This window comes from Pedobacter sp. N23S346 (assembly GCF_048515415.1).
GTDB lineage: Bacteria > Bacteroidota > Bacteroidia > Sphingobacteriales > Sphingobacteriaceae > Pedobacter.
Window position 1 is genome coordinate 96267 of record NZ_JBLYEE010000012.1, and the last position, 25047, is coordinate 121313.

Sequence of the window (25047 nt, forward strand, 5' to 3'; positions counted from 1 at the left end):
GCAGCGAAGGTTCATTTTTTTTCTGATTTTTAGAAAAACCAAGTATATACAACCTGATATGAATCATCTCTCTGCACTAGATTGTGCCGTTTTCTTTATATATTTTATAATCGTATCTGCTTATGGCTATTGGGTTTATAGAAGCAAGAAGAAAAAACAAACCGATACTAAAGATTATTTCCTTGCAGAAGGCTCCTTAACCTGGTGGGCAATCGGCGCTTCGATTATTGCTTCCAACATCTCTGCAGAACATTTTATTGGGATGTCTGGTTCGGGTTTTGCCATGGGACTCGCAATTGCAAGTTATGAATGGATGGCTGCAGCAACATTAATTATCGTTGCTATATTTTTTCTTCCGATTTACCTGAAGAATAAAATTTACACCATGCCACAATTTCTTTCTCAGCGATATAATAATACCGTAAGTACCTTAATGGCTGTTTTCTGGCTTTTGGTTTATGTATTTGTTAATTTGACCTCTATCTTTTTTCTCGGTGCCATTGCCATCGAAACCATCACCGGAATTCCATTTAGCACCTGTATCATATTTCTAGCCATCTTTTCGGCAATCATCACTTTAGGAGGAATGAAAGTGATCGGCTATACAGATGTTATTCAGGTAATTGTACTAGTAGTGGGTGGATTAATTACCTGTTATATGGCGCTGAAACTGGTCTCCGAAAAACTAGATACACAAACGGTGCTGGGAGCGCTTCCACTATTGCGATCAGAAGCATCAGATCACTTTCATATGATTTTTTCAAAAGGGGATAAGTTCTACAATGAATTGCCAGGCATTGCCGTGTTAGTGGGTGGACTCTGGATTAATAACTTAAACTATTGGGGCTGTAACCAGTATATTGTACAACGGGCATTGGGTGCTGATTTAAAAACTGGCAGAAGCGGATTAATTTTTGCCGCATTTTTAAAACTCTTAATTCCGGTGATTGTAGTGATTCCAGGTATCGCCGCTTTTGTACTGTATCAACGTGGATATTTTCAGCAAGAAATGCTTGATGTCAGCGGTGTGGTTAAACCAGATCATGCTTACCCGGTGTTGATGAATTTACTTCCGGTTGGGATCAAAGGCATGGCTTTTGCCGCCTTAACAGCAGCCATTGTAGCCTCCCTCGCAGGAAAATCCAATAGCATAGCCACTATCTTCACTCTTGATATTTATAAAAAGTTTATCAAACCAGAAGCATCAGAAAGAAGATTAGTTGCTGTTGGACGATGGTCTGTGGTGGTCGCTTCCTTAATTGCAATCGTAGTCGCGCCAGCCTTGCGAAGCTTCGATCAGGTTTACCAGTTTATTCAGGAGTATGTGGGTTTCATTTCTCCTGGCGTATTTGCCATTTTCCTGCTCGGCTTTTTTTGGAAAAGAACTACATCAAGGGCTGCACTTTCAGCGGCACTGCTTACCATTCCACTTTCTATGCTGTTTAAGTTTTTACCAGTAATATCTGGCGGATGGATCGCCGCCATTCCTTTCCTAAATAGAATGTCGTGGGTATTTGTGATCATTATTATCCTAATGATTTTGATAACACTGACTGATCCCAAAAGCAAAAATAATCCACAAGGTCTCGAAATCGATCGCAGCATGTTTAAGGTAACACCTGCATTTACCGTTGCTGCAGTAATCATCTGCGGTATTTTGGCCGCACTTTACACTGTATTTTGGTAGGATGTAGTTTGAAGATTATATTTAACCATTAAAAATGAACCAACTTTATAAAATGAAATTTAAGATCCTCATTGTTTTTTCGCTGCTGTTTTCTTTTCATGCAATTGCCCAACAAAAGTTTAACATTCAAAATTATGGTGCCATTGGCGATGGGAAAACCAATGATGCAAATGCCATTCAAAAAGCCATTGATGCCTGTTCTGCTGCGGGCGGTGGACAAGTGTTGGTGCCAGCTGGCCATGTGTTTATGTCTGGTCCGTTTGATTTAAAGTCTTTTGTTGAACTGAGAATTGAAGGAGGCGCAAAAATTCTAGCCAGTCCGGATGAAAAATTATACACCAAAAGTGCGTTCAGGGAAAATAAAGGTGAAGGAACCATCTGGATTGGTGGCGAAAAACTGGAACAGGTAAGTATCACCGGAACCGGGATTTTGGATGGAAACGGAATTTCTTTTATGGGCGAGGAACTGGGTGATTCATATGTGCTAAAGCCCTTTAATGTCGTAGATCCAAGGCCACATCTATTAACGCTTATTGGCTGTAAGAAGCTAAACATTGATGGTGTAACTTTTCAGAATTCTGCCTACTGGACAGTTCACCTGATTGGCTGTAATGATGTTTCAATATCCAATATCACCCTGCTGAATAGTATAAAAATCAGAAACAGTGATGGAATAGACCTGGATCACAGTAAAAATGTGAGAATAACCAATTGTTATATCGAATCAGGTGATGATTGTATTTGTCTTAAAAATCGCCGTGAGTTTGAAGAATACGGTGCTTGCGAAAATATTGTGATCAGCAATTGTACCATGACTTCCAGTTCTTGCGCCATTAAAATTGGTTCTGAAAATATGGATCGGATCAGTAAGGTATTAATCAATAACTGTAATATTGTTAACAGTAATCGCGGTATCGGAATCCAGAATAGAGATGAAGGAACGGTGAGCGATGTTATTTTTTCTAATCTTTTAATAGAAGCTAAACTATTTTCGGATGTATGGTGGGGGAAATCAGAACCCATTTACATTACGGCTTACCCTAGGGCAACTGCTAATAATAAGGATGCTGGCTGGCGTTTACCTAAAGGACAAACTAAAGGAAATGTAGGTGCAGTGAGCGATATTTATTTTAGTAATATTCGTTGTACAGGTGAAAGTGGTGTGTATATCAGTGGCGAAAGTCAGGATAAAATTTCTAATATTCATTTCGATCAGGTAAGCGTTAAATTGAACAAAACCACTAAACAACCGGGTGGAATTTATGATCGCAGACCAAGCAATGTAGAAGGCCTTGTAAAAAGTGCCATTGCAGGTTTTTATTTTGAAAATACAGGTAACATCAGTCTTAATAACAGCGAAGTAATTTGGGGTCCAAATAAACCTGCTTATGCCGGAAAGGCTTTAGAACAGAAAAATGTAAAGAAGATTAGCGTTATGAATTTTCAGGAAAATGCCACTCATGAATAAATAAGATATAAATCTTTCCTATACAATTATCTGGTAATTAGCACTATTTAGAATAAAGGCTTAAGCTTCAGTTAACCAATTATGATCTCTATTTTTGATCAGATTGTTAGGTTAATTAGTTGATTAATAGTGTAGGGGTAGTGGTTCACCCCTCCTTATTTTAAACTTTTAACAAGCAGCTTCTTACATATTATTTAATGAGACTACTTATTAAGACATAGGAGAACAGATTTCAATTAGAAACCCATTAATATCCTGAACATAAGCTACTTCCTGCCCCCAAGGTTTTACTTTTATTTTTTCTAAGGGAGTGGCACCCATTTTCACTGCATGGTTAAAAACTAGTTCTACATTTTCTGTTGTGAATCCCAGTTCTATACCAAAAGGTTTTTCGCCTTTTACACTTACTTTAAAGCCATTTGATAGGTTTGAGCTGGCAAGTTGTATATCCGCGAATGAAATAGTGGTATCACCACTTGTTATTTCTCCATAATTATTTTCTGGGGTAATAAATTTTCTTTCAAAACCAAATGCCTTTTCATAAAATTCAATTGATTCGGATACATTTTTAACGTAGAGTATTGTATAGCTAAATTTCACCATGATTTTGATTTATATTTCATCAAATATACTGCGTATACCAAGTCTTGACTTTGTAAAAACGCGACAAAATCTATAGCTGTGAAGGAACCGATCCGGTAAATTTTTTGATTTCTTTTGTAAAGTGGGCATGATCATAGTAACCAGATTCGAATGCGAGTTCGGCTAAACATTTGCCTGAAGTATTGTTTTTGATTTTTGCGCTGGCAAACTGATAGCGTACAAGGCCGATAAAGTCTTTTGGACTTACACCAACCGAATTTTTAAAATGTCTTTCTAATTGCCTCGATGTGGTAAAGTGTTTCTTCGCAAGATCACTTACTCTTAATTGGCCATTTTGTTGCTGTATATCCTTAATTATGGGGATAATCGAATATTTAGGCTGAGATAATTTATGAATAAAAAAGTGATCAAGATAAGCTGATGTATATTCGTCAATATGATGAATTACAGGGAGCTCAATATTTTTAAGCTCAATGCTTTGATCTGTAAATTCGTGTAATGAAGAAAGTTTAAAAAAATAAGAAAATGCTCCGGGTTTAAACCGAACCCCTAATAGTTTGGCTTTACCAATCGTTTGATATTCTTTAAAGCACATCATTGTACCAATAAGGTAAATGGCTTCGCTTTTCATTAATACAGTACCTGCTTCGGTCCGGTAGTCATCCTCAATGTTAAAGATAATGTCTACACAGCCATCGGGTAGTATTTTGGTTTTATTAAGTACATCGCTAGTAATTTCAGAAATCCAATAGGCATCGATATAGGATTGCAAAGCGGGATGAGGCTGTATTTCTAAATAGGCCAATGAGATAAAATATTATAAAGTTTAATATACTAGAATGGGGTATGTGAGTTGGAAAGATTATTTTAGTCCTCGAATAAAAATTCCAATAGCTCGGCTTTTAAAATGAAAAACATTTGTGCTTTCTAACGCTTGGTTATAATCATTTTTAATCTTTAGCTGGCTTAACATTCATAAGGCTAAATTATAGTATTGCCGAATTTATTATATTCTGCATGAGTGCTTATAAATTTATTATGATTCAACCTCAATACCTTCTTCGTACATTTCGTTTATAGCATCCGTATATTTTTTCTCTACCACGCGGCGTTTAACTTTCATGGTTGGAGTAATTTCGCCTTCATCTATATTAAATGGATTGCGTTTAATTTTGAAGTTCTTAATTCGTTCGAACTTTGCCAACTCATTGGAGATCTTTTTAATGTCCAGCTCCATCCAGTCGATGATTTCTTTTTCGCTAATAAAAACCTCTGGCTGTTCAAAAAACTCAGGTTTAAGTTTAAATGTTTCTTCAAGTGTTTCCCTGTTTGGAATGATAATCGCGGTGATGAATTCGCGTTTATCCCCAATTAAAAATAGCTGATCAATTTTCGGACTTTTTAGATAAATATTTTCTACAGGAGTTGGGTAAACATTTTTTCCATAAGCATTAACAATCATATTTTTTAAACGATCGGTAATTTGGAGATTACCTTTATAGAAACGGCCAATATCGCCAGTATGAAACCACATTTCTTTATCAATAGCTTCAGCAGTTTCGGCAGGTTTGTTGAAATAACCTTTCATTACACAATGGCCACGAACAATTACTTCACCTTCTTCGCATTCAAAATCTTCATCGAAAGTATCGTGTGTTTGAATATTCAGGATCTTTTTTGTTTCCACATCCTGAATACCAACCTCAATACCCGGAATTACACGCCCTACTGTACCATAAACTTGTCGGTGATATTCGGTAACCGACATTACGGGAGAGGTCTCCGTTAAACCGAAACCTTCCAGAATTTTGATGCCTAAATCTCCAAAAAACTCACCTACATTTTTAGGCAGGGCAGCACCACCAGAAATCATAAACTTTAAGCGACCGCCGGTTTTCTCTTTTATTTTACTGAATACTAATTTCTCTGCTATGGCTTTTTTCCCGGAAAGGATTAAACCCGGGTTTTTCCCAGCCTCTTTAATCACCCTGTAATTTTTTCCTGTCTCCAATGCCCAGGTAAATATCTTTGCTTTCGTACCACCAGCAGCTGTTCCTGATTTAATGGCTTTATCATGAATTCGCTCCAGCAATCTGGGTACGCAGCTCATTACTGTTGGACGAACCTCACCCATGTTTTTAGCCAATAATTCTAAACTTTGAGCGAAAGCAATTTTACAGCCTTGTGCGCAACATACATGATAAGTTGCAGTACGCTCAAATACATGAGATAATGGCAGGAATGAAAGGAAAGTCTCGGTTTTATCAATCACCGGAATCTGTTGCAAACAAACCTCTACATTTTTAACAAAGTTGTAATGAGTGAGCATTACACCTTTTGGGGTTCCGGTAGTGCCTGAAGTATATATTAACGAAGAAATGTCATTTGGTTCAACTAAATTTCTGCATTGTTCAATCTCCGCTTTTTCTGCTGCGGTAACCTGATGTTTAAGTGCCAGAATATCAGAAAAAGCAATGACTTCGACATTTACATCAGCCGGAATGATCACTTTTTCATAATCATTAAACGCAGGAATGATGTATTTTAAATTCTTGCAGTTCGCAGCAACCTTCAACACCTTTTTATATAAAAAATTATTCCCTACCAGAATGCCTTTTATTCCCGAATCATTAATAATATAAGCTACTTCCTGTTCGGAAAGCGTTGGATAGATAGAAACATTAATTACACCTATTTGCTGAATGCCCTGGTCGTAATATACATACTCTGGCGAATTTTCAATCATTAAACCTAAGCAATCACCTTTTTTTATGCCCTTTTCTAGAAAGTATGCAGATACTGCATCTGCTCTTTTAAGAGTATCCTCATATGAAATTTCAACCCATTCGGTTCCCTGTTTATGGATTAAAAAAGTATCCTTAGGTTTATGAATGTTTTTTACAACATTTCTCAACAGGGTAGGGACTGTCGAAAATTCATTAATTAATGGCATTGCTCGTTATTTGGTGTTCGTTATAATTAACAATAATAATGCTTTTTGATTTAAAAATGCAAATTGACTCAGATTTTAAGTGCGTTTGAATGTGCTTAGACTATTAAAACATTTTTGATAAATGAATTTAAACGCAAAAAAGGTTCCATAATTTATGGAACCTTTTTAATATGAGTTGATTTAACTACACGGAGAAACTTTCGCCACAACCACAAGTGCGGCTGGCATTTGGATTTACAAAGTTAAAACCTTTTCCATTCAAGCCATCGGTAAAATCTAATTCAGTTCCGGCCAGATAAAGGAATGATTTCATATCCAATGCGATTTTGATTCCTCTATCTTCAAAAAACTGATCGCCTTTTTGTTCTTCGTTATCAAAATCTAAATTATACGATAATCCAGAACATCCACCGCCTTTTACAGAAACACGTAAAAAATAATCAGAACCCATTTCAGAATCCTGCATGAGGTGATCAATTTTGTCTTTTGCTTTATCGGTTATTGTGATCATGGTATTAAGATTTGAGTATCAAGATTTGAGTATCAGGTATCAAGATTAAAAATTATAGTCTTGATACTTGATACTATTGTCTTGATACTATTAATGGTGTGATTTTTCTAAAACAATTGCCTCTAAACCATTTTTAACGCGGTAATCGTTAATGGCAGATTTAATTGCATCTTCTGCAAGTACTGAGCAGTGAATTTTAACTGGAGGTAAAGCCAATTCTTCAACGATATCCATATTGTCGATAGATAAAGCCTCATCAATTGTTTTTCCTTTTAACCATTCTGTAGCTAAAGAAGAAGAAGCAATTGCCGAACCGCAACCAAATGTTTTGAATTTAGCATCAGTAATTACGTTGTCTTCACTTACTTCGATTTGCAAACGCATTACATCGCCGCACTCAGGTGCACCAACTAATCCTGTTCCAACAAATTTACTGTCTTTATTTAATGTACCTACGTTACGTGGGTTATTGTAATGGTCAATTACTTTTTCTGAATATGCCATGATATTTTTGATTTTTGATTTACGATTTTAGATTTCCCCTCTATCGTAAATTATTAAATTTTTAATTTTTATTGGATTGAGATTTGAAATCGTAATTAGTCAATCCGCAATCGTAAATTAGTCTAATGTTCCGCCCATTCAATCTTACTCAAATCGATTCCTTCTTTAAACATTTCCCATAGTGGAGAAAGTTCTCTCAAGTGGTTGACCGCTTTTTCAGTAATTGCAATTGCGTGGTCAATATCTTCTTCAGTAGTAAAACGTCCTAAACCGTAGCGGATAGAAGAGTGTGCTAAATCATCAGATAAACCTAAACTTTTCAATACATATGATGGCTCTAATGAAGCTGATGTACAGGCAGAACCTGAAGATACCGCTAAATCACTCATCGCCATCATTAAACCTTCACCCTCTACATATTTAAAAGAAATATTAGCTACGTGAGGTAAACGGTATTGTGTATTACCATTAACATAACTTTCTTCCATTTTGTTTAAAGTAGACTCTAAACGATCACGTAAGCCTGATAAACGGATAGCTTCGCTTTCCATTTCCAAACGACAAAGTTCGCAAGCTTTACCTAAACCAACAATACCCGGAACGTTTAAGGTACCTGAACGCATACCACGCTCATGGCCGCCGCCATCCATTTGTGAAGTAACTTTAACTCTTGGGTTTTTTCTGCGAACGTAAAGTGCACCTACTCCTTTCGGACCATACATTTTATGTGCAGAGAAAGCCATTAAATCAATTCCATCTGCATTTACATCAACAGGAATTTTACCTACTGCCTGTGTGGCATCTGTCATGAATAAAGCGCCGAACTTGTGTGCAATAGCAGAAATTTCTTTAACCGGTTGAATTACACCAATTTCATTATTGCCATACATGATAGAAACCAAAATGGTTTCTGGAGTCATTGCTGCTTCTAATTGAGCTAAATCAATTAAACCATCTTCTTTAACACCTAAATAAGTTACCCTTGCACCATGTTTTTCCAGGTGTTTACAAGTATCCAATACGGCTTTATGCTCAGTAACCGCAGTAATGATGTGGTTACCTTTTTCCTTATACATTTCGAACACACCTTTAATAGCTAAATTATCAGCTTCAGTTGCGCCCGATGTAAAAATAACTTCTTTTTCTGTACAGCCGATTAATTTGGCTACCTGCTCACGAGCATAATCCACTCCCTCTTCAGCCACCCATCCAAAAGCGTGATTACGGCTTGCGGCATTTCCAAATTTCTCAGTAAAGTAGGGTAGCATCGCTTCCAACACTCTTGGATCTAAAGGTGTTGTTGCGTTATTATCTAAATATATCGGCTGTTTCATCTCTATTCTGTTAATTATAATACAAAGATACGAAAAAAGTTTCCTAAGAATTATAAAGAATAACTATGAGGATATAGAGAAAATCTGCATTTTTACATTCAACCAACCTTTTTAAACGATGAATAAGATAGAACATATCGGAATAGCTGTAAATAACCTTTCTAAGTCTGTTCCACTTTACGAACTTCTGCTAAATACTTCTTGCTATAAAACTGAAATAATCGCTTCAGAACATGTAAATACAGCATTTTTTAAAACCGGAGAGAATAAAATAGAATTGTTGGAAGCAACAGATGAAGATAGTGCAATTGCAAAATTTTTGGAGAAAAATGGAGAGGGGATTCATCATGTCGCCTTTGCTGTAGATAATATTCTTGAAGAAATGGAAAGATTAAAGGCCAATGGTTTTGAACTCCTCAACGACGTGCCTAAAAAAGGAGCAGATAATAAGATGGTTTGTTTTGTTCATCCCAAAAGTACCAACGGTGTTTTAATCGAACTTTGTCAGGAAATTAAATGGATTTAAGAGAATAAAGATTAAGGAATAAAGAATAAAGATTAAGGAGCAAAGAGCAGGGAACAACGCTAAGCGAACCAAAAAACGAAAAACGACGGACGAAAAACGATAAACTAAAATTTAAGAAAAAAATATGTCCTTGATAAAAATCATCAGCAAAGATTTCGATATCAGAGAAGATCTTTCTGAAAATCGGCTTCGCGATGCCATGATTGATGCCTTTGCCTATCTGATTGATAATGATTTTCCTAAGCTGATTCAGATTTTGTACAAGACAGATGTAGATCAATACGAATTAAAAAAACTGCTGGAAACGGTAGAGGGGTTGAGTTCTGCGGAGGTTATCGCCGATGCCTATATTGCTCGCCAGATGGCAAAAGTAGAAACCTGGAAAAAATACAGTCGGTAGAATGATCAGTTGTAAATTTACTCCTGTACCGGATTAAATCGATTGTACATATCCATATCAAAAAATGAAATGGAGTTAATCTTATCGGCCTTAAGCACAAGATCAGTTTTCAGTTCATTAGTGTTGGCAACAGAGCCATCTTCAATATAACTGGCGTAGACGGTTAAATACTGCGTAGTAAAAACCAGTTCCTTATCATTATTTCGATAACCACTGAAAGCAGGCGTAATGCGGATGTAACTGGTGGTAAATGGTTTCGGCAATTCCTTCACCCAGCCAATGTAGAACTTTCCGCTATCCATGGTAAACTGTAGAAGATGGGCGTCAAAGAAAGAGGAACTAAGTAAAAGTTCAAATTCATTTCCAGAGGTAGATATAGCTCTTTTTATTGCTTTGAGTCGGTTAATAAATAGATTGGCAAACTCTGTTGCAGCAACCGCTACAAATAATGAAAGGCTTGTGGTGCCAAAATAAGGAGTGCGAATGGGAAGTAATCCGCTTAGATAAGCAACGGTTTCTGGAAAAATAGCGATTAATAATGCTCTTAACAAAAAGCAGACACCCAAAAGCATGATGCCAGCGAAGGCAGAGTTTAATAATACACGTTGGTTTTCGAGTCGATATTGAACATATCGGAGATATCTGAACCTGATCAGTATATAATAGCCACCCACAAGAGGAAATAAAAGCAAGTTAAATGGCATCTATAGGCTATTTCTTGTTCTTGTCTTTTTCGATTTTTTTAAAAATACTCGATTCCATTAATGCGCCAACCATTTCTCTTATTCTTGGCTGTGCAAAAAAATCTGGACTTTTAATATAAAGCTTTCCGTTGCTGCTCGCATGGATAATACCATCAAATGCGCCGTCTTTTCTCATAACCCAAATTTAGTGATATTTTTTAAATATCTGATAAACAATATTAAATTCAAAAAAGTTTAAATTTGTCTGCTGATTAATCGATGATTAAGAAGTTTGATGCAACCTTAAAGGCAGACAATTTTCAGGTCACCGTTGCGAAAAAAGCTAATAATTTAAAATTCTTAATTTAGGCTTGTAAATCAAAAATAAAATTAGGATATTTGCATCCTCTAAAATAGAAGTAGAAAGATTAATAGAAATTGTCATAAGCGTTGTTGCCAGCAAATTGCAAAAATGTTCTTGATGCTTTCACACAAATAACTTAAAATAATATTCAAATGAAACCATCGAAGCATTAGCGAGATAGCTTCATCACAATTAAAAGAAAATAAAAAACACGATGAAAAAAGATTTGCACCCAACAAGCTACAGACCAGTTGTTTTTAAAGACATGTCTAACGAATATGCTTTCTTAACAAAATCTTGCGTAGATACTAAAGAAACGATTAAATGGGAAGATGGTAATGAGTATCCTCTTTATAAATTAGAGATTTCTCACACTTCACACCCTTTCTATACTGGTAAAATGAAATTGGTTGATACAGCAGGACGTATCGATAAATTCAAAAACCGTTACGCTAAGAAATAATTTTAGCAACAAAAAGCATTTTTTGAAGTCCCTTTGCCAAAAGCATCGGGACTTTTTTTATTTTTGTTGCTTATGACAATCAATTTATTTGATGATGCCAGCTGGATGTCTCTACGTCCGCTTACTTTTACCCGGCCCGTAGCCGATTTACGAATTGGTATTTTAACCATTGCAGAAAAATGGGGGAAATATTTACAAGCCGATTTTGGTTTTATCACACAAGATTATTTAAGTACTAAATATGCTTCTGCTGAAGCTTCTTTATACATCAATGGCGCCGTATGTCCGGATGATGATTTGCTTATTGCCTTATCGGCACTTACAACTGGTGAAGTTCTTTTAGCTGGCGATATCGTTCTGGCGTTTAATTCCAGTGATGTGTTAACTTATCAGGAAGCCAAACAACAGTTAAAACCGATTCAGTTTGGTTTGAAGTTTTTAAAAATTACCTATCCTGAACAGATCTTTGCAAATAATCCTGCTGAAATCAGAAAAGATTTTGAGTTGTTAACCAAAGGCCGGAGCTCAGCAGCAATAAGCAATACTAACCAATTAATTGGCAATGATATCTTTTTCGAAGATGGAGCTAAAGCAGAATGTAGCGTGCTGAATAGTACTTATGGCCCAATTTACGTTGGTAAAAATGCCGAAATTTGGGAAGGGAGTCTTATTCGCGGATCTTTCGCACTTTGTGAAAATTCATCCATCAAAATGGGCGCAAAAATCTATTCAGGTACAACCATTGGGCCTAATAGCCGTGCAGGTGGCGAAATTAATAATTCTGTGATCTGGGGCAATTCGGCTAAGGGCCATGAAGGCTATCTGGGTAATTCTGTTTTGGGCGAATGGTGCAATATTGGCGCCGATACCAATAATTCCAATCTAAAAAATAATTACGCAGAAGTAAAGCTTTACGATTATGAAAGCAATTCTATGCGCAATACGCAGCTGCAATTTTGCGGTTTAATCATGGCAGATCATTCTAAATGTGGCATCAATACGATGTTTAATACAGGGAGTGTAGTTGGCGTGAGTGCCAATGTTTTTGGTGCAGGTCTTCCTCCTAACCATATTCCTGATTTTAGTTGGGGAGGTGGCGATTGCTTCGAGCCTTATCAATTAAATAAAATGTTCGAGACAGCAGAGAAGGTGTTTGCAAGGAAGGCATTGCCCTTTGATCACGTAGAAAAAGATATTTTAACAAAAGTTTTTGAATTAACATCCGCTCACAGAAACTATTAATATGAACATGATCTTTTTGTTGAAGATCATTAAACCAATAAAATAAATACAATGAGAAAACAAATAGTAGCCGGTAACTGGAAAATGAATTTAGACTATAATGAAGGTGTTTCATTATTTAGTGAAATCGTAAATATGGTTAAAGATGAGCGTAAAGGCAATCAGATCGCGATCATATGCTCCCCTTTTATTCATTTAAACAGCCTGGCAAAAATGGGTGGAAGCGATGTTAAAATTGGTGCTCAAAATATCAGCGATAAAGAAAGCGGCGCTTATACTGGCGAAACTTCAGCAAAGATGGTTAAATCTGTTGGTGCAGAATATGTAATTCTAGGTCACTCAGAGCGTAGACAATATTTTGCTGAAAGCGATGCATTATTAGCCGAAAAAACAAAGATTGCCTTAGCCAATGGCTTAACTCCGATTTTTTGTATTGGAGAAACTTTAGATGAGCGTAACAACGGAAGTTATTATGAAGTATTGAAAAAGCAATTGGCAGAAGGGATCTTCAGTTTAAGCGATGCTGATTTTGCTAAAATTGTTATTGCTTATGAACCAGTTTGGGCAATTGGAACAGGTTTAACGGCCTCTCCAGAACAAGCACAGGATATTCATGCATTTATTCGCTCTGAAATCGAAGCAAATTACAGTTTCAACATTGCTGATGATACTACAATTCTTTATGGCGGAAGTTGCAACCCAGGTAATGCGGCAAGCTTATTCTCTCAAAAAGATATTGATGGTGGATTAATAGGTGGTGCATCATTAAAATCACGCGATTTTACAGATATTATTAAAGCATTAAACAGCTAGATGCAATATATTAAAGCAATATTTAACTTTAACAGTATTGAAGAATTTCAGCAAGATCTACTTATAAGTGATCTTGCTGATTTAGGTTTTGATACTTTTGAAGATAGTGAAGGCGGTTTTACGGCTTTCGTAATTAATGATAACTTCAACGAGCAAGCAATGAAAGATTTGCTAAACACTTATGCTGATGATTTTGCGGCTACCTATGTTTTAGAAGATGTGGCAGATGAGAATTGGAATTCAGAATGGGAAAAAAACTTTAGTCCGCTGATTATTGATGATGTTTGCTATGTAAGGGCAACTTTCCATGAACCAAAACCTTCCTATCCATACGAAATTATAATCGATCCGAAAATGGCCTTTGGTACGGGCCATCATCAAACCACAACCATGATGATGCAGTATATTCTATCTGCAGATTTACTGAACAAGAATATCCTGGATATGGGTTGCGGAACAGGAATCTTAGCTATTCTTGCCGGAAAATTGGGTGCTAAAAGTTTAATGGCTATTGATTACGACGATATTTGCTACGAGAGTACTATCGAAAATGCCACGTTAAATAATATTATCAATCTTAAAGCGCTTTGCGGGAGTAAGGAAGTGATTCCTGATGAAGAATATGAGGTTATTTTTGCAAACATTAACAGAAACATCCTGCTAGATCAAATCCATCGCTATGCGGAAGTGCTGAAACCGGAAGGCAAAATCTTCTTCAGTGGCTTTTATCTCGAACCAGATTTGAGCATGATTACTGCAGAATGTGCTAAATATGGTATTAAATATCTCGACCATAAACAAAATGGCGATTGGGTGGCTGCTCAGTTTGAGAAAAAATAATGATTGAATTTTGAATGAGTGAGTTTTAACACAATACACATTCTCTCATTCAGTACTTCTCTCATTCAAAATTAATTAATATGCGTATACATTTTATAGCGATTGGTGGAAGTGCTATGCACAACCTGGCCATCGCCTTACATAAAAAAGGGTATCAGATTTCAGGTTCGGATGATGTAATTTTTGAACCGGCAAAATCGCGTCTGGATAAATATGGTTTATTGCCTTCCGAAATGGGTTGGGATGAAAATCGCATTTCGACAGATTTAGATGCGGTAATTTTGGGAATGCACGCCAGAATTGATAATCCAGAGTTGTTAAAGGCTCAGGAACTTGGTGTAAAAATCTACTCTTACCCGGAATACATTTACGAGCAAAGCAAAGATAAATTGCGTGTTGTTATTGGTGGTAGCCATGGTAAAACCACTATTACCAGTATGATTTTACATGTGCTGAATTATTACAATCGTGATTTCGATTATCTGGTTGGTGCGCAACTTGCTGGTTTCGAAACGATGGTGAAAGTAACTGAAGAGGCACCTGTAATGATTATTGAAGGAGATGAATATTTATCTTCTCCGATAGACAGAAGACCAAAATTTCATCTTTACAAAGCAAATGTTGCGGTAATCAGCGGGATTGCCTGGGATCATATCAATGTGTTCCCTACTTATGCTGATTATACTTTACAATTTGAGAAATTTATCGATACCATTGAAGAAAACGGCACTTTAATTTACTGCGAAGCTGATGCCGATCTTAATAAAATGGTTGGGCAATCTAAAGCGAGGGTTAATAAAATCGGCTACGCTATTCCTGCGCATCAAATTGAGAACGGTGTAACTTATTTATTGCCACAGAAAACCGCACTAAAGGTTTTCGGAGATCACAATCTGATGAATTTAAACGCAGCGAAAGAGGTTTGTAAAGCGTTGAACATAGGCGCAGCAGAGTTTGATGCGGCAATCTCATCTTTTACAGGTGCGGCCAAGCGACTAGAAGTGATTTCTGCTGATGAATCTACCAATGTTTATAAAGATTTTGCACATTCCCCGTCAAAACTTAAAGCTACAATTGATGCTGTTAAAGCTCAGTTTGAAAACAGGAATTTGGTGGCCTGCATCGAATTACATACTTTTAGCAGTTTGAATAAAGATTTTCTGAAAGAATACGCTGGTGCGATGAACCAGGCAGATGAAGCAATTGTCTTCATTGATTTGAAGAGTTTTGAGCAAAAAAGAATGAAGCCTTTTTCTGAAGAGGATGTGCAGCAAGCTTTTGCTAACCTAAAACTTAAATTCTTTAATGATGCCGCAAAGCTGAAATCGTATTTGTTAAGTTTGAATTATAAAGACACCAATTTATTGATGATGAGCTCCGGTAATTATGCTGGTTTCGATCTACCAGAATTGGCTGGCGCATTAGAAAAATAGATAATGAGAAGAGAGATTTCTATCAAATCAAATTTCTCTCCTCACAAATCTATTGTCTCACATCTAACTTGAACAAATGAAAAGCATTGGAGATCACATTAAGAAGAGTAGGTTAGCTCTTGGTTTAAGTCAGGCTGATGCCGCGAAACAGCTTAATATCTCTACTCCGGCCTTTTGCAAAATGGAGACGGGGCAAACCGATCTTAATATCTCCAGATTGTTACAGATCGCCAAAACGTTTAAAGTGCCTGTAATAAGGTTAGTGACAGGTGAAGATGCAGATCAGGCTTCATCTGTAGAATCAAATGAATTACGCCAACAATTGGCAGAAAAAGAAGAAGAGATTAATAAACTTCGTAAAAAAGTAATTGATCTTTATGATAAGCTGGGGATGTAGTAAGTTGAGGATTAAGGAGCAAAGAACAAGGAATAAATATATTATGCCATGATTGCTCGATCTTTGTTCCTTGCTCAAATTCCATGGTTGGTAGCTCACTAACCTAAGGGTTGTGTTAGCCGCAATGAGGTTGCCACAGCCAATGAAGAATTGGCTTCGCAATGACGAGCGTTTTTGTACGGTGTACATTTTATCTAATTTCATGGTTGGTAGCTCATCAAATATTTTAGTGCTAACCATTAAAAGTTTATGCTTGTAGGTTGGTGGGTCACCAACCTAGGGTTTGTTGATTGGCGATTTACTCAAAAATTCCATGGTTGGTGGCTCACCAAACATTTTTAGTGCCAACCATTAAAAGTTTTTGCGGGTAGGTTGGTGAGTCACCAACCTAGGGTTTGTTGATTGGCGATTTACTCAAAAATTCCATGGTTGGTGGCTCACCAAACATTTTTAGTGCCAACCATTTAAGATTTTTTGCATGTAGGTTGGTGAGTCACCAACCTAGGGTTTGATCTTTGTTCCTTGCTCCTTAATCCTTTTGTCTTTGCTCCTTAATCCTTGTTGTCCTAAAAAACCTTTCTCATGGTCAGGTGTTTTTTTCCAAAAGTAGCGCCAGTGGCTTTATGGATCGCGATCATTTGTTCATTAAAATCACCAACCCAGCTTAATTCCAGCTCTTTGTATTGATTTTTTGGAAGTACATATTCACCTAGTCTGATAAAAAGAACAGATTCCAAACCATGTTTTTGAAATTTAGGTTTAGTACCCATCACAATTGCCCTCATCCTCGTCACGCCAACCCATCTGCGGTAAGCAAATTTTAATTTTTCAATGATTCCAAGCTTACCATTAAAACCTTTAATCATTTGATTTGCATCAGGTATCAAAACCACAAAAGAAGCAGGCTCACCATTAAAATAAGCAAACTGAATCAAATGTTCATCCATTATCGGTTCCATACTTTTAAAACTTTCCTGTAATGTTTCCTTTTTTATCGGAACGAAGTTTTCAAAATCCTGCCAGCCATCGTTATAGATTTCCATTAAATCGTTAATGTACTTTTCTGTATTATTTTTACTGAAGTACTCAAAAGTATAACCCGGTTTGTTCCTTACCCAGTTAGCAATTTTGGTAAACCTTTCTGGAAAGGGAATGGTTAAATTGATATGATTGGTAAGTTGTTCATATTCGGTAACAAAACCATAAGCATCAAAAAACTTTTTATAGTAAGGGAAATTATAATTCATTCCGAAAGATGGCGGTGTAAAACCTTCTACCAGTAATCCCCAAAATGAATCATTTTCTCCAAAATTAATCGGGCCATCCATGGCTTTCATACCATTTTCAACCAACCATGCTTTTGCTGTATCAAATAAAAGAAAAGCAGCATTTTCGTCATTAATAGATTCAAAAAAACCCATACCACCAGTAGGCTGATCATATTGAAAAGCTTTTTTCTCATTAATAAATGCTGCAACGCGACCGATGAGCTTTCCAGATTCATCTTTTAAAACCCATCTGGTACATTTTCCATGGTCAAAAAAGTTGTTTTTTGTGGGATCAAAAACATTTTCCACCTCAGAATCTAGTGGGCAAATCCAATTATGATCATTCTTGTAAAGAATTTTTGGAACACTTAAGAAATCTTGTTTGAGCGCTGAATGGGTAACTGCTATAACTTGCATGAAAAGATTTTAAAATTAAAAAGCATCCAACCAAGCGGTAGGATGCTTTTTCAAATATATAATTTTTAAATATTAATAATCGTCGTCTTCGTCATCAAAGTTGTCAAAATTATCCAAGTCATCTAGTGGAACATCAAAATCATCTTCATCATCGTCCTGAGATTTCGTTTTCGTTTGAATATCGTCATCTTCAAGATCATCATCTTCATCTACCTGTTTCTTTGTAGTTGGCTTGGTTGGGAGTTTCTTTGGCGCTTTCATAACATAAAAATAAAAATTGCTTTTATAATTTAAAAATACAAAAAAAACTTATTTTAATAACAACCTGTAGGCAAAGAAATTAATTTATTTTACTCTGCATTTTCACCTACAGTATTTTCTTCTTTTGCAATATCTTTCAACTGTGGAAGTTGATTCAAATGGTTTAAACCGAAATAATCCATAAACAATGGACTGGTGCTATAAAGAATCGGGCGGCCGGGCGTTTCAGCTTTACCTTCGATACTGATGAGTTCTTTTTCCAATAATCGCTGGACAGAATAATCGGAGTTGACGCCCCTTATTTGCTCAATCTCTAACTTGGTAATCGGCTGGCGATAAGCGATAATGGCCAGGGTTTCCATAGCGGCCTGACTCAGCTTTTTCTTAGAACGATGCAACTGAAGTTGATTAACCGTTTCGTGGAAATCTTTCTTGGTTAAAAACTGATAACCTTTGTTGAGATTTACCAATTCGATAGCAAAATCATCTTTGTTATATTTTGCAGAGATGAGATCTAAACTTTCAAAAATCTGGCTTTCTAAAATTTCCTCTTCAAATACAGCATTTAAAGCAAGTATAATCTCCTGGACGCTAATGCTTTGCACGGAAGAAAAAATAAGGGCTTCGACATGTTTAGTGATATCTTTTTGAGGCATATGCAAAAATATAATTTTTGGGCACAAAAAAAGCGGTCTCGCTTTTAAAAAACAAGACCGCTTTCAACACACAAATGAAACCTGAATTAAGATATAGCTTTAGGTTAGGTTATTAAATATCTATATCAATTCTATAAGAACGTCTTTGATAAACACTATCGTTTATTTCTAACACAAGTTTAAGGCTAAACCGTGTTCTTCTAAAGTTCTATTTAGTGAGTGGTATTAATAATTGAGTAAACGGTAAAATCGCTATTTTAATGGGATGGATATGGACACCGTTGTACCATTTATACCATTTTGACTAACGTTTAAGTGTATAGGTTTTGCTCCAATCTGGCTTAAAAGATTTAATCTTTCCTTCGTAAGCTGCATGCCTTTGCTAATATGGGTATCCCTTTTATCTTTTAATGAGTTTTCAATTCCTACACCGTCGTCAATAATTTCAATATTAAGATAGGATGAGTCTAGTAATTTAATATTGATCTGAATTTGACCATCAGTCTCCTTCGGCATAATTCCATGCCAGATGGCGTTCTCTACATAAGGTTGTAATAACATTGAAGGAATAAAGGTTTCTTCCTCATCTATTTCAGGAGCAATAGAAAAGGTGTACTGTAGTTTATCGCCAAAGCGATTTTTTTCCAGTTTCAGATAAAGATTTAGATATTCCAGCTCTTCTTCCAGTGAGATATAACTCTTTGTACAAATTTCCAGATTTTTCCTGATCAGGCGGGCAAAGCCGGTGAGTACCTTATTGGCCGATGCCGTATTCTGCGTGTTGATATAATGTTGAATGGAATTCATCACATTAAATACAAAATGTGGATTCATCATTGCTTGTAGTGCTTGTTGCTCCAACATCAGCACTTTATTTTTTAGCAGCAATTGAGCCTGTTCTTTATCTTTCTGCTTGCGGGTAATGTAAACGGCAACCTTGTAGAAAATATATGCAACGAGCAAAATTAGAATGGAAAGAAACCACAGGCTTTGCCAGAAATGCTTATTTATGGTAAATGAAATCTTTGCCGATGGCCCCCAATTTCCATTCTGGCTTTTTGCGCAAACTTCGAAAACATAATCTCCAGGTTGTAGCGATGAAAAATCTAACCTTCTGGTACGGGTTTCTAACCAGGCAGAGTTTTCATTTAACCGATAACGATAGGTGATGTCGCTTGTGGTAAAATCTACCGCACTAAAAGTAAATAATATGGTACTGTTGCCAGTTTCGAAAGTGAAATTTTCCTGGTCGATAGGTAAACGTTCATTGTCTTTTACAATTGAGGTAACATAAACCTTCGGCAGATTTTTGCTGATGTTTTTGTTATTGTATTTGAATAAGATTAAACCTTTGTTTGTCGCGAAATAAGCTGTGCTATCATCAATAAACAAGCTGTTGATATCATCACTCAGTAAATCTTTTCCATAATCGAAATTGGCTACAGCTGGCGCTTTAGGGTAGTTGGTAATCTTATTTACGCCTTTATTAGTCAACACCCAAATTTCATTGTTTTTAATAAAAAGTTTGGTGCAAATGTTATTGGTTAATCCATCTTCTTGTGTAATCTGCTTAGTTATCCTTCCTTCATAATAAAAAATTAAGCCATAACCATCTGTTGCTAAAATGAGCGTACCATCTGCAAGTTGCTGGATATCGTTAATGCGCTTGGTTAATAATGGCTGCTTTTCGAAATGTTTGATCAACTTTCCATTCGAAAACTCAGACAAACCATTGATGTTCGAAAACCATAGATTACCGGCTTTATCGTAGAAAACATGATAAGATCTATCTTTAAAGAAATCTTCCTTTTCCCTGTATTTTAGTGAGTTAAATTCGAACTTATTTAATTTATCTGAAAGGAAAACAACGCCAGATGATAGAGACAAAGCCAAATGGTTGTTATTTCCACTCAAACTAAAGTGTTTGATTACAAACATAGAATTATTTGCCTCTTTCAGGTAACTCACATCATCAGTGTTTTTATAGATATTTTTAAAAACACCCATTCCATAGTCTGATGCGAAATAAATGGATTCATTTTTAGCATCAAAAGCAAGTTGTTTAACCGTTTTATATTTTTTAAAATCATCTAAACCCACCTCTCGAATTTGAAAATTATTGATGTCTAAAATGTCAATCACTGCATCGTCAGTACCTAGCCATAAGCGATTTTTACTATCTTTTGTAATGCTTTTGATCACATTACTACTCAAGCCAGATTCAGCATCAATGATGGAAAGCCGGTTATTTACGTTTGGCAGCATATAAATTCCGGTAGTGGTAGCAAACCACATGTTCTGGTTGCTGTCTTTCATTACCTGATTTACTGAAATATCCTGGAGGTATTGAATGGTTTTTCCACTTTTATTCAATGCAAACGTACCATTTGCATTTGCCAGCCAAACTTCCTTAAGTGTCTGATCATAATAGAAGTAGCCAGACATGTTTTTGATCAGGTTCTGCGGAATAGAAATCAGGTTATTGATTTTACCAGATTTTAATTTTTTCAAACCTTCGCCATCCAGGTAAAGCAGCGATTTATCTGGCAGATTGGTAGCCGTCATATAAGAAATCGGTCGCACTTTCGATTTAACAATTGAAAATGTTTTTCCGTTAAAACGTTGAACACTTAAATCGCTATAAGCCAGGATATTTCCTTGCTTATCTTCATGTATGAAAGCGTTAATGAATTTATCTTCCTGATTTGGTGAAACATACTTCCTGATCATTTTACCATCCCAGCAAACTATCAAATTAGAATTTGTACCCAGCCAGATTCTGCCAGATTTATCAATCAGAAAAGAAACAATTACAGTATTGAAATTTAGCTTTTTAAGTAACTGATCATTGTCTTTATTGTAGAATTTACCATCCTTTAGGTAGCTCAATTGACCATTGAGCGCAAAGAACCAAAGCCGACCACTTTTATCTTCCTTTATTTGAAGAATTTGTGTGTCTGGTAAGCCATCTTCAATGGTAAAATTCTGGAAATTTGTACCATCGAACCGGCTTAAACCATTATCGGTAGCAATCCAGATAAAGCCCTTTTTATCTTGTAAAATGTAATAACAGTTATTGCTGGCCAGGCCATTTTTTGAAGTATAATGGGGGAGATAGGTGGTTTGAGAAAAGGAATTAAATGGCAGCAGGCATATCGATGAGACCAGCGCCAACGCAAAAATGAAAAAGCGTTTGAATAGCTTTCTTCCAGCCGTTTGAACTGTATTTATCCCTATTTTTTCAAAATTAATGATCACTGCCTGCTTTGATAAAAAGTTTAATTTTTTCAAAGAAATCACTTGCTCTTCTTCTTGATATATTGATGCTTTCACCATTTTTTAAAAACACCTGCAAACCGTTTTTAGAGTTGTATTCTTTTAAATGGTTAAGATTAATAATACTCGATTTATGGATGCGCACAAATTGATCGGTGGGTAGAAGTTCTTCAAACTCCCTCAAAACCTTCGAAACTGTAATTTTATCCTGATTGGCAAAGTGAACTACAGAATAATTACTATCTGCCTCGATATAAATAATATCATCAACATCTACCATTTTAAAACCTTGTCCGTAGGGGAGGGTTAACTTTCTGATTTCCGATTTTGAACCTAGGCTGGAGGCCAGATTGGCAATGCGTTCATCATTTTCATGCTGATTCTGGAAGAGCCTAATGTGCTGAGAAACCTTATCTACCGCGATTTTTAACTCTTCAATATCTATTGGTTTTAACAGATAATCCAGTGCGTTTGCCTTGATGGCTTTAAGTGCATATTGATCGTATGCTGTGGTAAAAATTACAGCTGCCTGGTGTTTTTGCGCATCAGGAATAAGTTCGAAACCATTGCCGCCAGGCATTGCGATATCCAGAAAGATTAAATTGATGGAATGATGGGCTAAAATTTCTTTCGCTTCTGCCACAGACTTTGCAATACCGGTAATTTCTACCTGCGGACAATTTTGTTGCAATAAAAAAAATAGCGATGAACGTGCAAACTCTTCATCATCAACAATAATGGCTTTTAGTGTAGTCATATCTATAGGTTTGTGAATGTATCAAAATCGCTTAATAAAAAAAAATGTAAAAAGAAAAAACCAGTCGATTAATTGTCACGTATGTATCATCAAACGAATTCAAAAAACCTAAAAACTTAGATTACTATGAAAAACAATGAACTAGAAACAAAAAGTAAACTTCAAGACGAAAGTTTATTTAACAGCTCACTTGGAAGAAGATCTTTCCTTCAATATGCTGGAGCAAGCGCTGCAGGTATTGCCTTAGTAGCCGCAGGTTGTAAAAAAGATCGTGGCGTAGAAAACGTAATGACTGGCGCAACTCTTGATTTTAAAGATGATTTCGGTGTTTTAAACTATGCTTACGCATTAGAGCAATTAGAAGCTGCATTTTATGTTAAGGTTGCATCTGCACCACCATCATCATTTACAACTGCTCAAAAAGCTTATTTTCAAGATATTCAATTCCACGAAATTGCACACAGAGAGTTTTTGAAAAATGCGTTGAGTACAGCAGCAATAGGTAGTTTGGAGGTAGATTTTTCTTCTATTGATTTTACCAGTTCTACAAGTGTTTTAGCAGCAGCAATGGCTTTTGAAGATTTAGGCGTTGCAGCTTACAATGGTGCTGGTGTTCGTATCAAAACAGATATTTATTTGGTTTTAGCTGGTAAAATTGTTTCTGTAGAAGCACGTCACGCTGCTTATATCAGAGATATTATTTCTAATGGCTCATTCGCAGATCTAAATTCAATGACAGCTTTAGGTGCCAACAATGCGGCGGGATTAGATGGTGCTTTAACACCAGATAAAGTGTTAGCGATTGCCGGAAAATTTGTAAAAACTAAAATTAACGTAATTAATCTTTAATCTTTAAACTCAGCAATCATGAATATCTTAAATATATTAGACCAAATAGAAAAAGTGGATGGAGAGATCTATGAAAGATTAAGTCCGCGACGCAGTGCAATGAAAGATTTTTTCAATGTTGGAAAGAAAATTTCTTTAGCTGCATTACCATTAGCAATGGGCTCGATGTTTCAAAAAGCTTACGGTCAAACCAACCCTGCATCAGTTAATGATGTTTTAGGTTTCGCTTTAGCATTAGAATACTTAGAGTATAACTATTACAACAATGCTTTAACGCTTGCAAATTCTACATACATTCCTGATGGCCCAGCAAGACAAGCCATTACCACTATTCGTATCCACGAACGTGCACATGTTGATTTATTGAAAGGTGCATTAAACATTACTGGTGCAGATCAATATGTTTTTGCCGATTTTGATTTTACAGCAGGTGGTGGATTTGCTGATGTTAATACTAACTATCAAACATTTTTAAAAGTAGCATTAGCTTTCGAAGATACAGGCGTTAGGGCTTATAAAGGCCAGGCACCAATTTTAAAAGGTATGCCAGTATTAACTACAGCTTTACAAATTCACTCTGTAGAAGCACGCCACGCAGCACATATTCGCCAAATGGTTGCTGCAAACGTAACAGGTGCATCTGGCTTAAAACCTTGGATTGCTTACACTGCAAATGGTAATGATACCGGTGTTGCAGCAGTAGATGCAGTTTATGCAGGAGAGCAAAATACCACTCAGGCTGGTGTTCAAATTACAGGTATCAACGGTACAGCAGTAACTCAATCTCATGCAGCAGAATGTTTCGATGAATTCTTAACAGGTTCTGATGTGAAGAAAATAGCGAACTTATTTATCAGAACTGGTAAAAAATTAGCGTAATACAACATTAACATTATTGATTAGGTAATGTTTAGTTTAAGGTAGGGAGGCAGAACGGGGTTCTGTTTCCCTTTTTTTGCGACAAGGATTTTTTGACAGGATTTGCATGATTTTAGGATTAGCAAGATTGGTTGTTTTAACTTTGCAGTAGGCTATTAGAACTTTGCAGATGATAACCTCAACTATGCGGATGGTAACCTCAGCTATGTTTTAATTCGTTTGTCATTGACGAACTCTAGGTGCGAAGAATGTTTTTTTCTTGCGCCCTTTCCCTCCCGGGAAAGGTGTTTTTAGGCGGGATAGGTCCTTTTTTTCCGTTGCGCTGGCTTGCCTCGGCTAGCCGCCGAAGGGCTTTTACTTTTTTGCTTGATCAAAAAAGTAACAAAAAAATCAAGGCTTGGATCTGATGTCGGATTAGCTCGTCGAAATTTAAATGGCGGTAGCGCAAGGGCTCGATTTGGTT

25 protein-coding genes are annotated in these 25047 nt (G+C 36.3%); 12 read left to right on the forward strand and 13 right to left on the reverse strand.

Annotation, left to right across the window (positions count from 1 at the left end; translation table 11 throughout):
• Positions 1–58 precede the first annotated feature (58 nt).
• Positions 59–1687, forward strand: coding sequence for a sodium/sugar symporter (locus ACN1CD_RS19040; RefSeq protein ID WP_419132009.1), 1629 nt, complete (start codon positions 59–61; stop codon positions 1685–1687).
• Between the two features lie 52 nt (positions 1688–1739).
• The gene (locus tag ACN1CD_RS19045) at positions 1740–3155 is read left to right on the forward strand and encodes a glycoside hydrolase family 28 protein (protein WP_419132010.1); all 1416 of its coding nucleotides are present in this window, start codon (positions 1740–1742) and stop codon (positions 3153–3155) included.
• A gap of 210 nt (positions 3156–3365) precedes the next feature.
• On the opposite strand, the gene ACN1CD_RS19050 is transcribed toward ACN1CD_RS19045, so the two are convergent.
• The 6 genes from ACN1CD_RS19050 to ACN1CD_RS19075 all read right to left on the reverse strand — a co-directional run bounded on the left by ACN1CD_RS19050 (position 3366) and on the right by ACN1CD_RS19075 (position 9060).
• Positions 3366–3758, reverse strand: coding sequence for a VOC family protein (locus ACN1CD_RS19050; RefSeq protein WP_419132011.1), 393 nt, complete (start codon positions 3756–3758; stop codon positions 3366–3368).
• A 70-nt stretch (positions 3759–3828) separates the two neighbouring features.
• Entirely contained in the window at positions 3829–4563 is a 735-nt protein-coding gene (locus ACN1CD_RS19055) for a DUF6597 domain-containing transcriptional factor (protein ID WP_419132012.1), read from the reverse strand.
• Positions 4564–4794: 231 nt separating this feature from the next.
• A complete protein-coding gene (locus ACN1CD_RS19060; protein WP_419132013.1) occupies positions 4795–6711 on the reverse strand; it encodes an AMP-dependent synthetase/ligase in 1917 nt (638 codons plus the stop codon).
• Positions 6712–6895: 184 nt separating this feature from the next.
• On the reverse strand, positions 6896–7222 hold the full coding sequence (locus tag ACN1CD_RS19065) for a HesB/IscA family protein (RefSeq protein ID WP_088300521.1): 327 nt from the start codon (positions 7220–7222) through the stop codon (positions 6896–6898).
• Positions 7223–7312: 90 nt separating this feature from the next.
• The gene (gene iscU / locus ACN1CD_RS19070; RefSeq protein WP_010602054.1) at positions 7313–7726 is read right to left on the reverse strand and encodes a Fe-S cluster assembly scaffold IscU; all 414 of its coding nucleotides are present in this window, start codon (positions 7724–7726) and stop codon (positions 7313–7315) included.
• A 122-nt stretch (positions 7727–7848) separates the two neighbouring features.
• Positions 7849–9060, reverse strand: coding sequence for an IscS subfamily cysteine desulfurase (locus ACN1CD_RS19075; protein ID WP_419132014.1), 1212 nt, complete (start codon positions 9058–9060; stop codon positions 7849–7851).
• Positions 9061–9178: 118 nt separating this feature from the next.
• Between ACN1CD_RS19075 and mce the strand changes: the two genes are divergently transcribed.
• Together mce and ACN1CD_RS19085 are read left to right on the forward strand one after the other, a co-directional pair.
• Complete coding sequence (gene mce, locus ACN1CD_RS19080) at positions 9179–9586, forward strand: methylmalonyl-CoA epimerase (protein WP_419132015.1); 408 nt, start codon at positions 9179–9181, stop codon at positions 9584–9586.
• 124 nt (positions 9587–9710) lie between these two features.
• Positions 9711–9986 (forward strand): hypothetical protein, encoded by a 276-nt coding sequence (locus ACN1CD_RS19085; protein ID WP_419132016.1) that lies wholly within the window; start codon positions 9711–9713, stop codon positions 9984–9986.
• A gap of 17 nt (positions 9987–10003) precedes the next feature.
• On the opposite strand, the gene ACN1CD_RS19090 is transcribed toward ACN1CD_RS19085, so the two are convergent.
• Positions 10004–10690, reverse strand: coding sequence for a hypothetical protein (locus ACN1CD_RS19090; RefSeq protein ID WP_419132017.1), 687 nt, complete (start codon positions 10688–10690; stop codon positions 10004–10006).
• A 7-nt stretch (positions 10691–10697) separates the two neighbouring features.
• Complete coding sequence (locus ACN1CD_RS19095; protein ID WP_419132018.1) at positions 10698–10865, reverse strand: hypothetical protein; 168 nt, start codon at positions 10863–10865, stop codon at positions 10698–10700.
• Between the two features lie 382 nt (positions 10866–11247).
• Here ACN1CD_RS19095 and ACN1CD_RS19100 point away from each other — a divergent pair, with 382 nt between their 5' ends.
• The 6 genes from ACN1CD_RS19100 (at position 11248) to ACN1CD_RS19125 (ending at position 16221) form a co-directional block, all read left to right on the forward strand.
• Complete coding sequence (locus tag ACN1CD_RS19100; protein ID WP_025142617.1) at positions 11248–11496, forward strand: type B 50S ribosomal protein L31; 249 nt, start codon at positions 11248–11250, stop codon at positions 11494–11496.
• Positions 11497–11568: 72 nt separating this feature from the next.
• The gene (locus ACN1CD_RS19105; RefSeq protein WP_419132019.1) at positions 11569–12738 is read left to right on the forward strand and encodes a putative sugar nucleotidyl transferase; all 1170 of its coding nucleotides are present in this window, start codon (positions 11569–11571) and stop codon (positions 12736–12738) included.
• Positions 12739–12789: 51 nt separating this feature from the next.
• Positions 12790–13551, forward strand: a complete 762-nt coding sequence (tpiA, locus tag ACN1CD_RS19110) for a triose-phosphate isomerase (protein ID WP_419132020.1) — start codon at positions 12790–12792, stop codon at positions 13549–13551.
• The gene (gene prmA / locus ACN1CD_RS19115) at positions 13552–14391 is read left to right on the forward strand and encodes a 50S ribosomal protein L11 methyltransferase (protein WP_419132021.1); all 840 of its coding nucleotides are present in this window, start codon (positions 13552–13554) and stop codon (positions 14389–14391) included.
• 80 nt (positions 14392–14471) lie between these two features.
• Positions 14472–15824 carry a UDP-N-acetylmuramate--L-alanine ligase gene (locus ACN1CD_RS19120; protein ID WP_419132022.1) on the forward strand — a complete coding sequence of 451 codons (1353 nt, stop codon included), beginning with the start codon at positions 14472–14474 and terminating at the stop codon, positions 15822–15824.
• A 76-nt stretch (positions 15825–15900) separates the two neighbouring features.
• Positions 15901–16221: a helix-turn-helix domain-containing protein gene (locus ACN1CD_RS19125; RefSeq protein WP_419132023.1), complete on the forward strand. Its 321-nt coding sequence runs from the start codon at positions 15901–15903 to the stop codon at positions 16219–16221.
• Between the two features lie 566 nt (positions 16222–16787).
• Here ACN1CD_RS19125 and ACN1CD_RS19130 read toward each other — a convergent pair.
• The 5 genes from ACN1CD_RS19130 to ACN1CD_RS19150 form a co-directional block, all read right to left on the reverse strand.
• Positions 16788–17906 (reverse strand): GNAT family N-acetyltransferase, encoded by a 1119-nt coding sequence (locus tag ACN1CD_RS19130; RefSeq protein ID WP_419132024.1) that lies wholly within the window; start codon positions 17904–17906, stop codon positions 16788–16790.
• A 72-nt stretch (positions 17907–17978) separates the two neighbouring features.
• On the reverse strand, positions 17979–18167 hold the full coding sequence (locus ACN1CD_RS19135) for a hypothetical protein (protein ID WP_419132025.1): 189 nt from the start codon (positions 18165–18167) through the stop codon (positions 17979–17981).
• An 89-nt stretch (positions 18168–18256) separates the two neighbouring features.
• Complete coding sequence (gene scpB / locus ACN1CD_RS19140; protein ID WP_419132026.1) at positions 18257–18823, reverse strand: SMC-Scp complex subunit ScpB; 567 nt, start codon at positions 18821–18823, stop codon at positions 18257–18259.
• Between the two features lie 252 nt (positions 18824–19075).
• On the reverse strand, positions 19076–22159 hold the full coding sequence (locus ACN1CD_RS19145) for a ligand-binding sensor domain-containing protein (RefSeq protein ID WP_419132027.1): 3084 nt from the start codon (positions 22157–22159) through the stop codon (positions 19076–19078).
• Positions 22071–22856, reverse strand: a complete 786-nt coding sequence (locus ACN1CD_RS19150) for a LytR/AlgR family response regulator transcription factor (protein WP_419132028.1) — start codon at positions 22854–22856, stop codon at positions 22071–22073. The genes ACN1CD_RS19145 and ACN1CD_RS19150 overlap by 89 nt, the downstream gene beginning before the upstream one ends.
• A 126-nt stretch (positions 22857–22982) precedes the next feature.
• On the opposite strand from ACN1CD_RS19150, the gene ACN1CD_RS19155 reads away from it, so the two are divergent.
• Together ACN1CD_RS19155 and ACN1CD_RS19160 are read left to right on the forward strand one after the other, a co-directional pair.
• Entirely contained in the window at positions 22983–23705 is a 723-nt protein-coding gene (locus tag ACN1CD_RS19155) for a ferritin-like domain-containing protein (RefSeq protein WP_419132029.1), read from the forward strand.
• Between the two features lie 18 nt (positions 23706–23723).
• Positions 23724–24584 carry a ferritin-like domain-containing protein gene (locus tag ACN1CD_RS19160; RefSeq protein WP_419132030.1) on the forward strand — a complete coding sequence of 287 codons (861 nt, stop codon included), beginning with the start codon at positions 23724–23726 and terminating at the stop codon, positions 24582–24584.
• Positions 24585–25047: the final 463 nt, after the last annotated feature.

What these genes read in the sequence shown, in the direction of transcription:
- ACN1CD_RS19040 (WP_419132009.1), top strand. Translation starts at nt 59, where the DNA reads ATGAATCATCTCTCTGCACTAGATTGTGCCGTTTTCTTTATATATTTT.
- ACN1CD_RS19045 (WP_419132010.1), top strand. Translation starts at nt 1,740, where the DNA reads ATGAAATTTAAGATCCTCATTGTTTTTTCGCTGCTGTTTTCTTTTCAT.
- ACN1CD_RS19050 (WP_419132011.1), bottom strand. Translation starts at nt 3,758, where the DNA reads ATGGTGAAATTTAGCTATACAATACTCTACGTTAAAAATGTATCCGAA.
- ACN1CD_RS19060 (WP_419132013.1), bottom strand. Translation starts at nt 6,711, where the DNA reads ATGCCATTAATTAATGAATTTTCGACAGTCCCTACCCTGTTGAGAAAT.
- ACN1CD_RS19065 (WP_088300521.1), bottom strand. Translation starts at nt 7,222, where the DNA reads ATGATCACAATAACCGATAAAGCAAAAGACAAAATTGATCACCTCATG.
- iscU (WP_010602054.1), bottom strand. Translation starts at nt 7,726, where the DNA reads ATGGCATATTCAGAAAAAGTAATTGACCATTACAATAACCCACGTAAC.
- ACN1CD_RS19075 (WP_419132014.1), bottom strand. Translation starts at nt 9,060, where the DNA reads ATGAAACAGCCGATATATTTAGATAATAACGCAACAACACCTTTAGAT.
- mce (WP_419132015.1), top strand. Translation starts at nt 9,179, where the DNA reads ATGAATAAGATAGAACATATCGGAATAGCTGTAAATAACCTTTCTAAG.
- ACN1CD_RS19085 (WP_419132016.1), top strand. Translation starts at nt 9,711, where the DNA reads ATGTCCTTGATAAAAATCATCAGCAAAGATTTCGATATCAGAGAAGAT.
- ACN1CD_RS19090 (WP_419132017.1), bottom strand. Translation starts at nt 10,690, where the DNA reads ATGCCATTTAACTTGCTTTTATTTCCTCTTGTGGGTGGCTATTATATA.
- ACN1CD_RS19095 (WP_419132018.1), bottom strand. Translation starts at nt 10,865, where the DNA reads ATGAGAAAAGACGGCGCATTTGATGGTATTATCCATGCGAGCAGCAAC.
- ACN1CD_RS19100 (WP_025142617.1), top strand. Translation starts at nt 11,248, where the DNA reads ATGAAAAAAGATTTGCACCCAACAAGCTACAGACCAGTTGTTTTTAAA.
- ACN1CD_RS19105 (WP_419132019.1), top strand. Translation starts at nt 11,569, where the DNA reads ATGACAATCAATTTATTTGATGATGCCAGCTGGATGTCTCTACGTCCG.
- tpiA (WP_419132020.1), top strand. Translation starts at nt 12,790, where the DNA reads ATGAGAAAACAAATAGTAGCCGGTAACTGGAAAATGAATTTAGACTAT.
- prmA (WP_419132021.1), top strand. Translation starts at nt 13,552, where the DNA reads ATGCAATATATTAAAGCAATATTTAACTTTAACAGTATTGAAGAATTT.
- ACN1CD_RS19120 (WP_419132022.1), top strand. Translation starts at nt 14,472, where the DNA reads ATGCGTATACATTTTATAGCGATTGGTGGAAGTGCTATGCACAACCTG.
- ACN1CD_RS19125 (WP_419132023.1), top strand. Translation starts at nt 15,901, where the DNA reads ATGAAAAGCATTGGAGATCACATTAAGAAGAGTAGGTTAGCTCTTGGT.
- ACN1CD_RS19130 (WP_419132024.1), bottom strand. Translation starts at nt 17,906, where the DNA reads ATGCAAGTTATAGCAGTTACCCATTCAGCGCTCAAACAAGATTTCTTA.
- ACN1CD_RS19135 (WP_419132025.1), bottom strand. Translation starts at nt 18,167, where the DNA reads ATGAAAGCGCCAAAGAAACTCCCAACCAAGCCAACTACAAAGAAACAG.
- scpB (WP_419132026.1), bottom strand. Translation starts at nt 18,823, where the DNA reads ATGCCTCAAAAAGATATCACTAAACATGTCGAAGCCCTTATTTTTTCT.
- ACN1CD_RS19145 (WP_419132027.1), bottom strand. Translation starts at nt 22,159, where the DNA reads ATGGTGAAAGCATCAATATATCAAGAAGAAGAGCAAGTGATTTCTTTG.
- ACN1CD_RS19150 (WP_419132028.1), bottom strand. Translation starts at nt 22,856, where the DNA reads ATGACTACACTAAAAGCCATTATTGTTGATGATGAAGAGTTTGCACGT.
- ACN1CD_RS19155 (WP_419132029.1), top strand. Translation starts at nt 22,983, where the DNA reads ATGAAAAACAATGAACTAGAAACAAAAAGTAAACTTCAAGACGAAAGT.
- ACN1CD_RS19160 (WP_419132030.1), top strand. Translation starts at nt 23,724, where the DNA reads ATGAATATCTTAAATATATTAGACCAAATAGAAAAAGTGGATGGAGAG.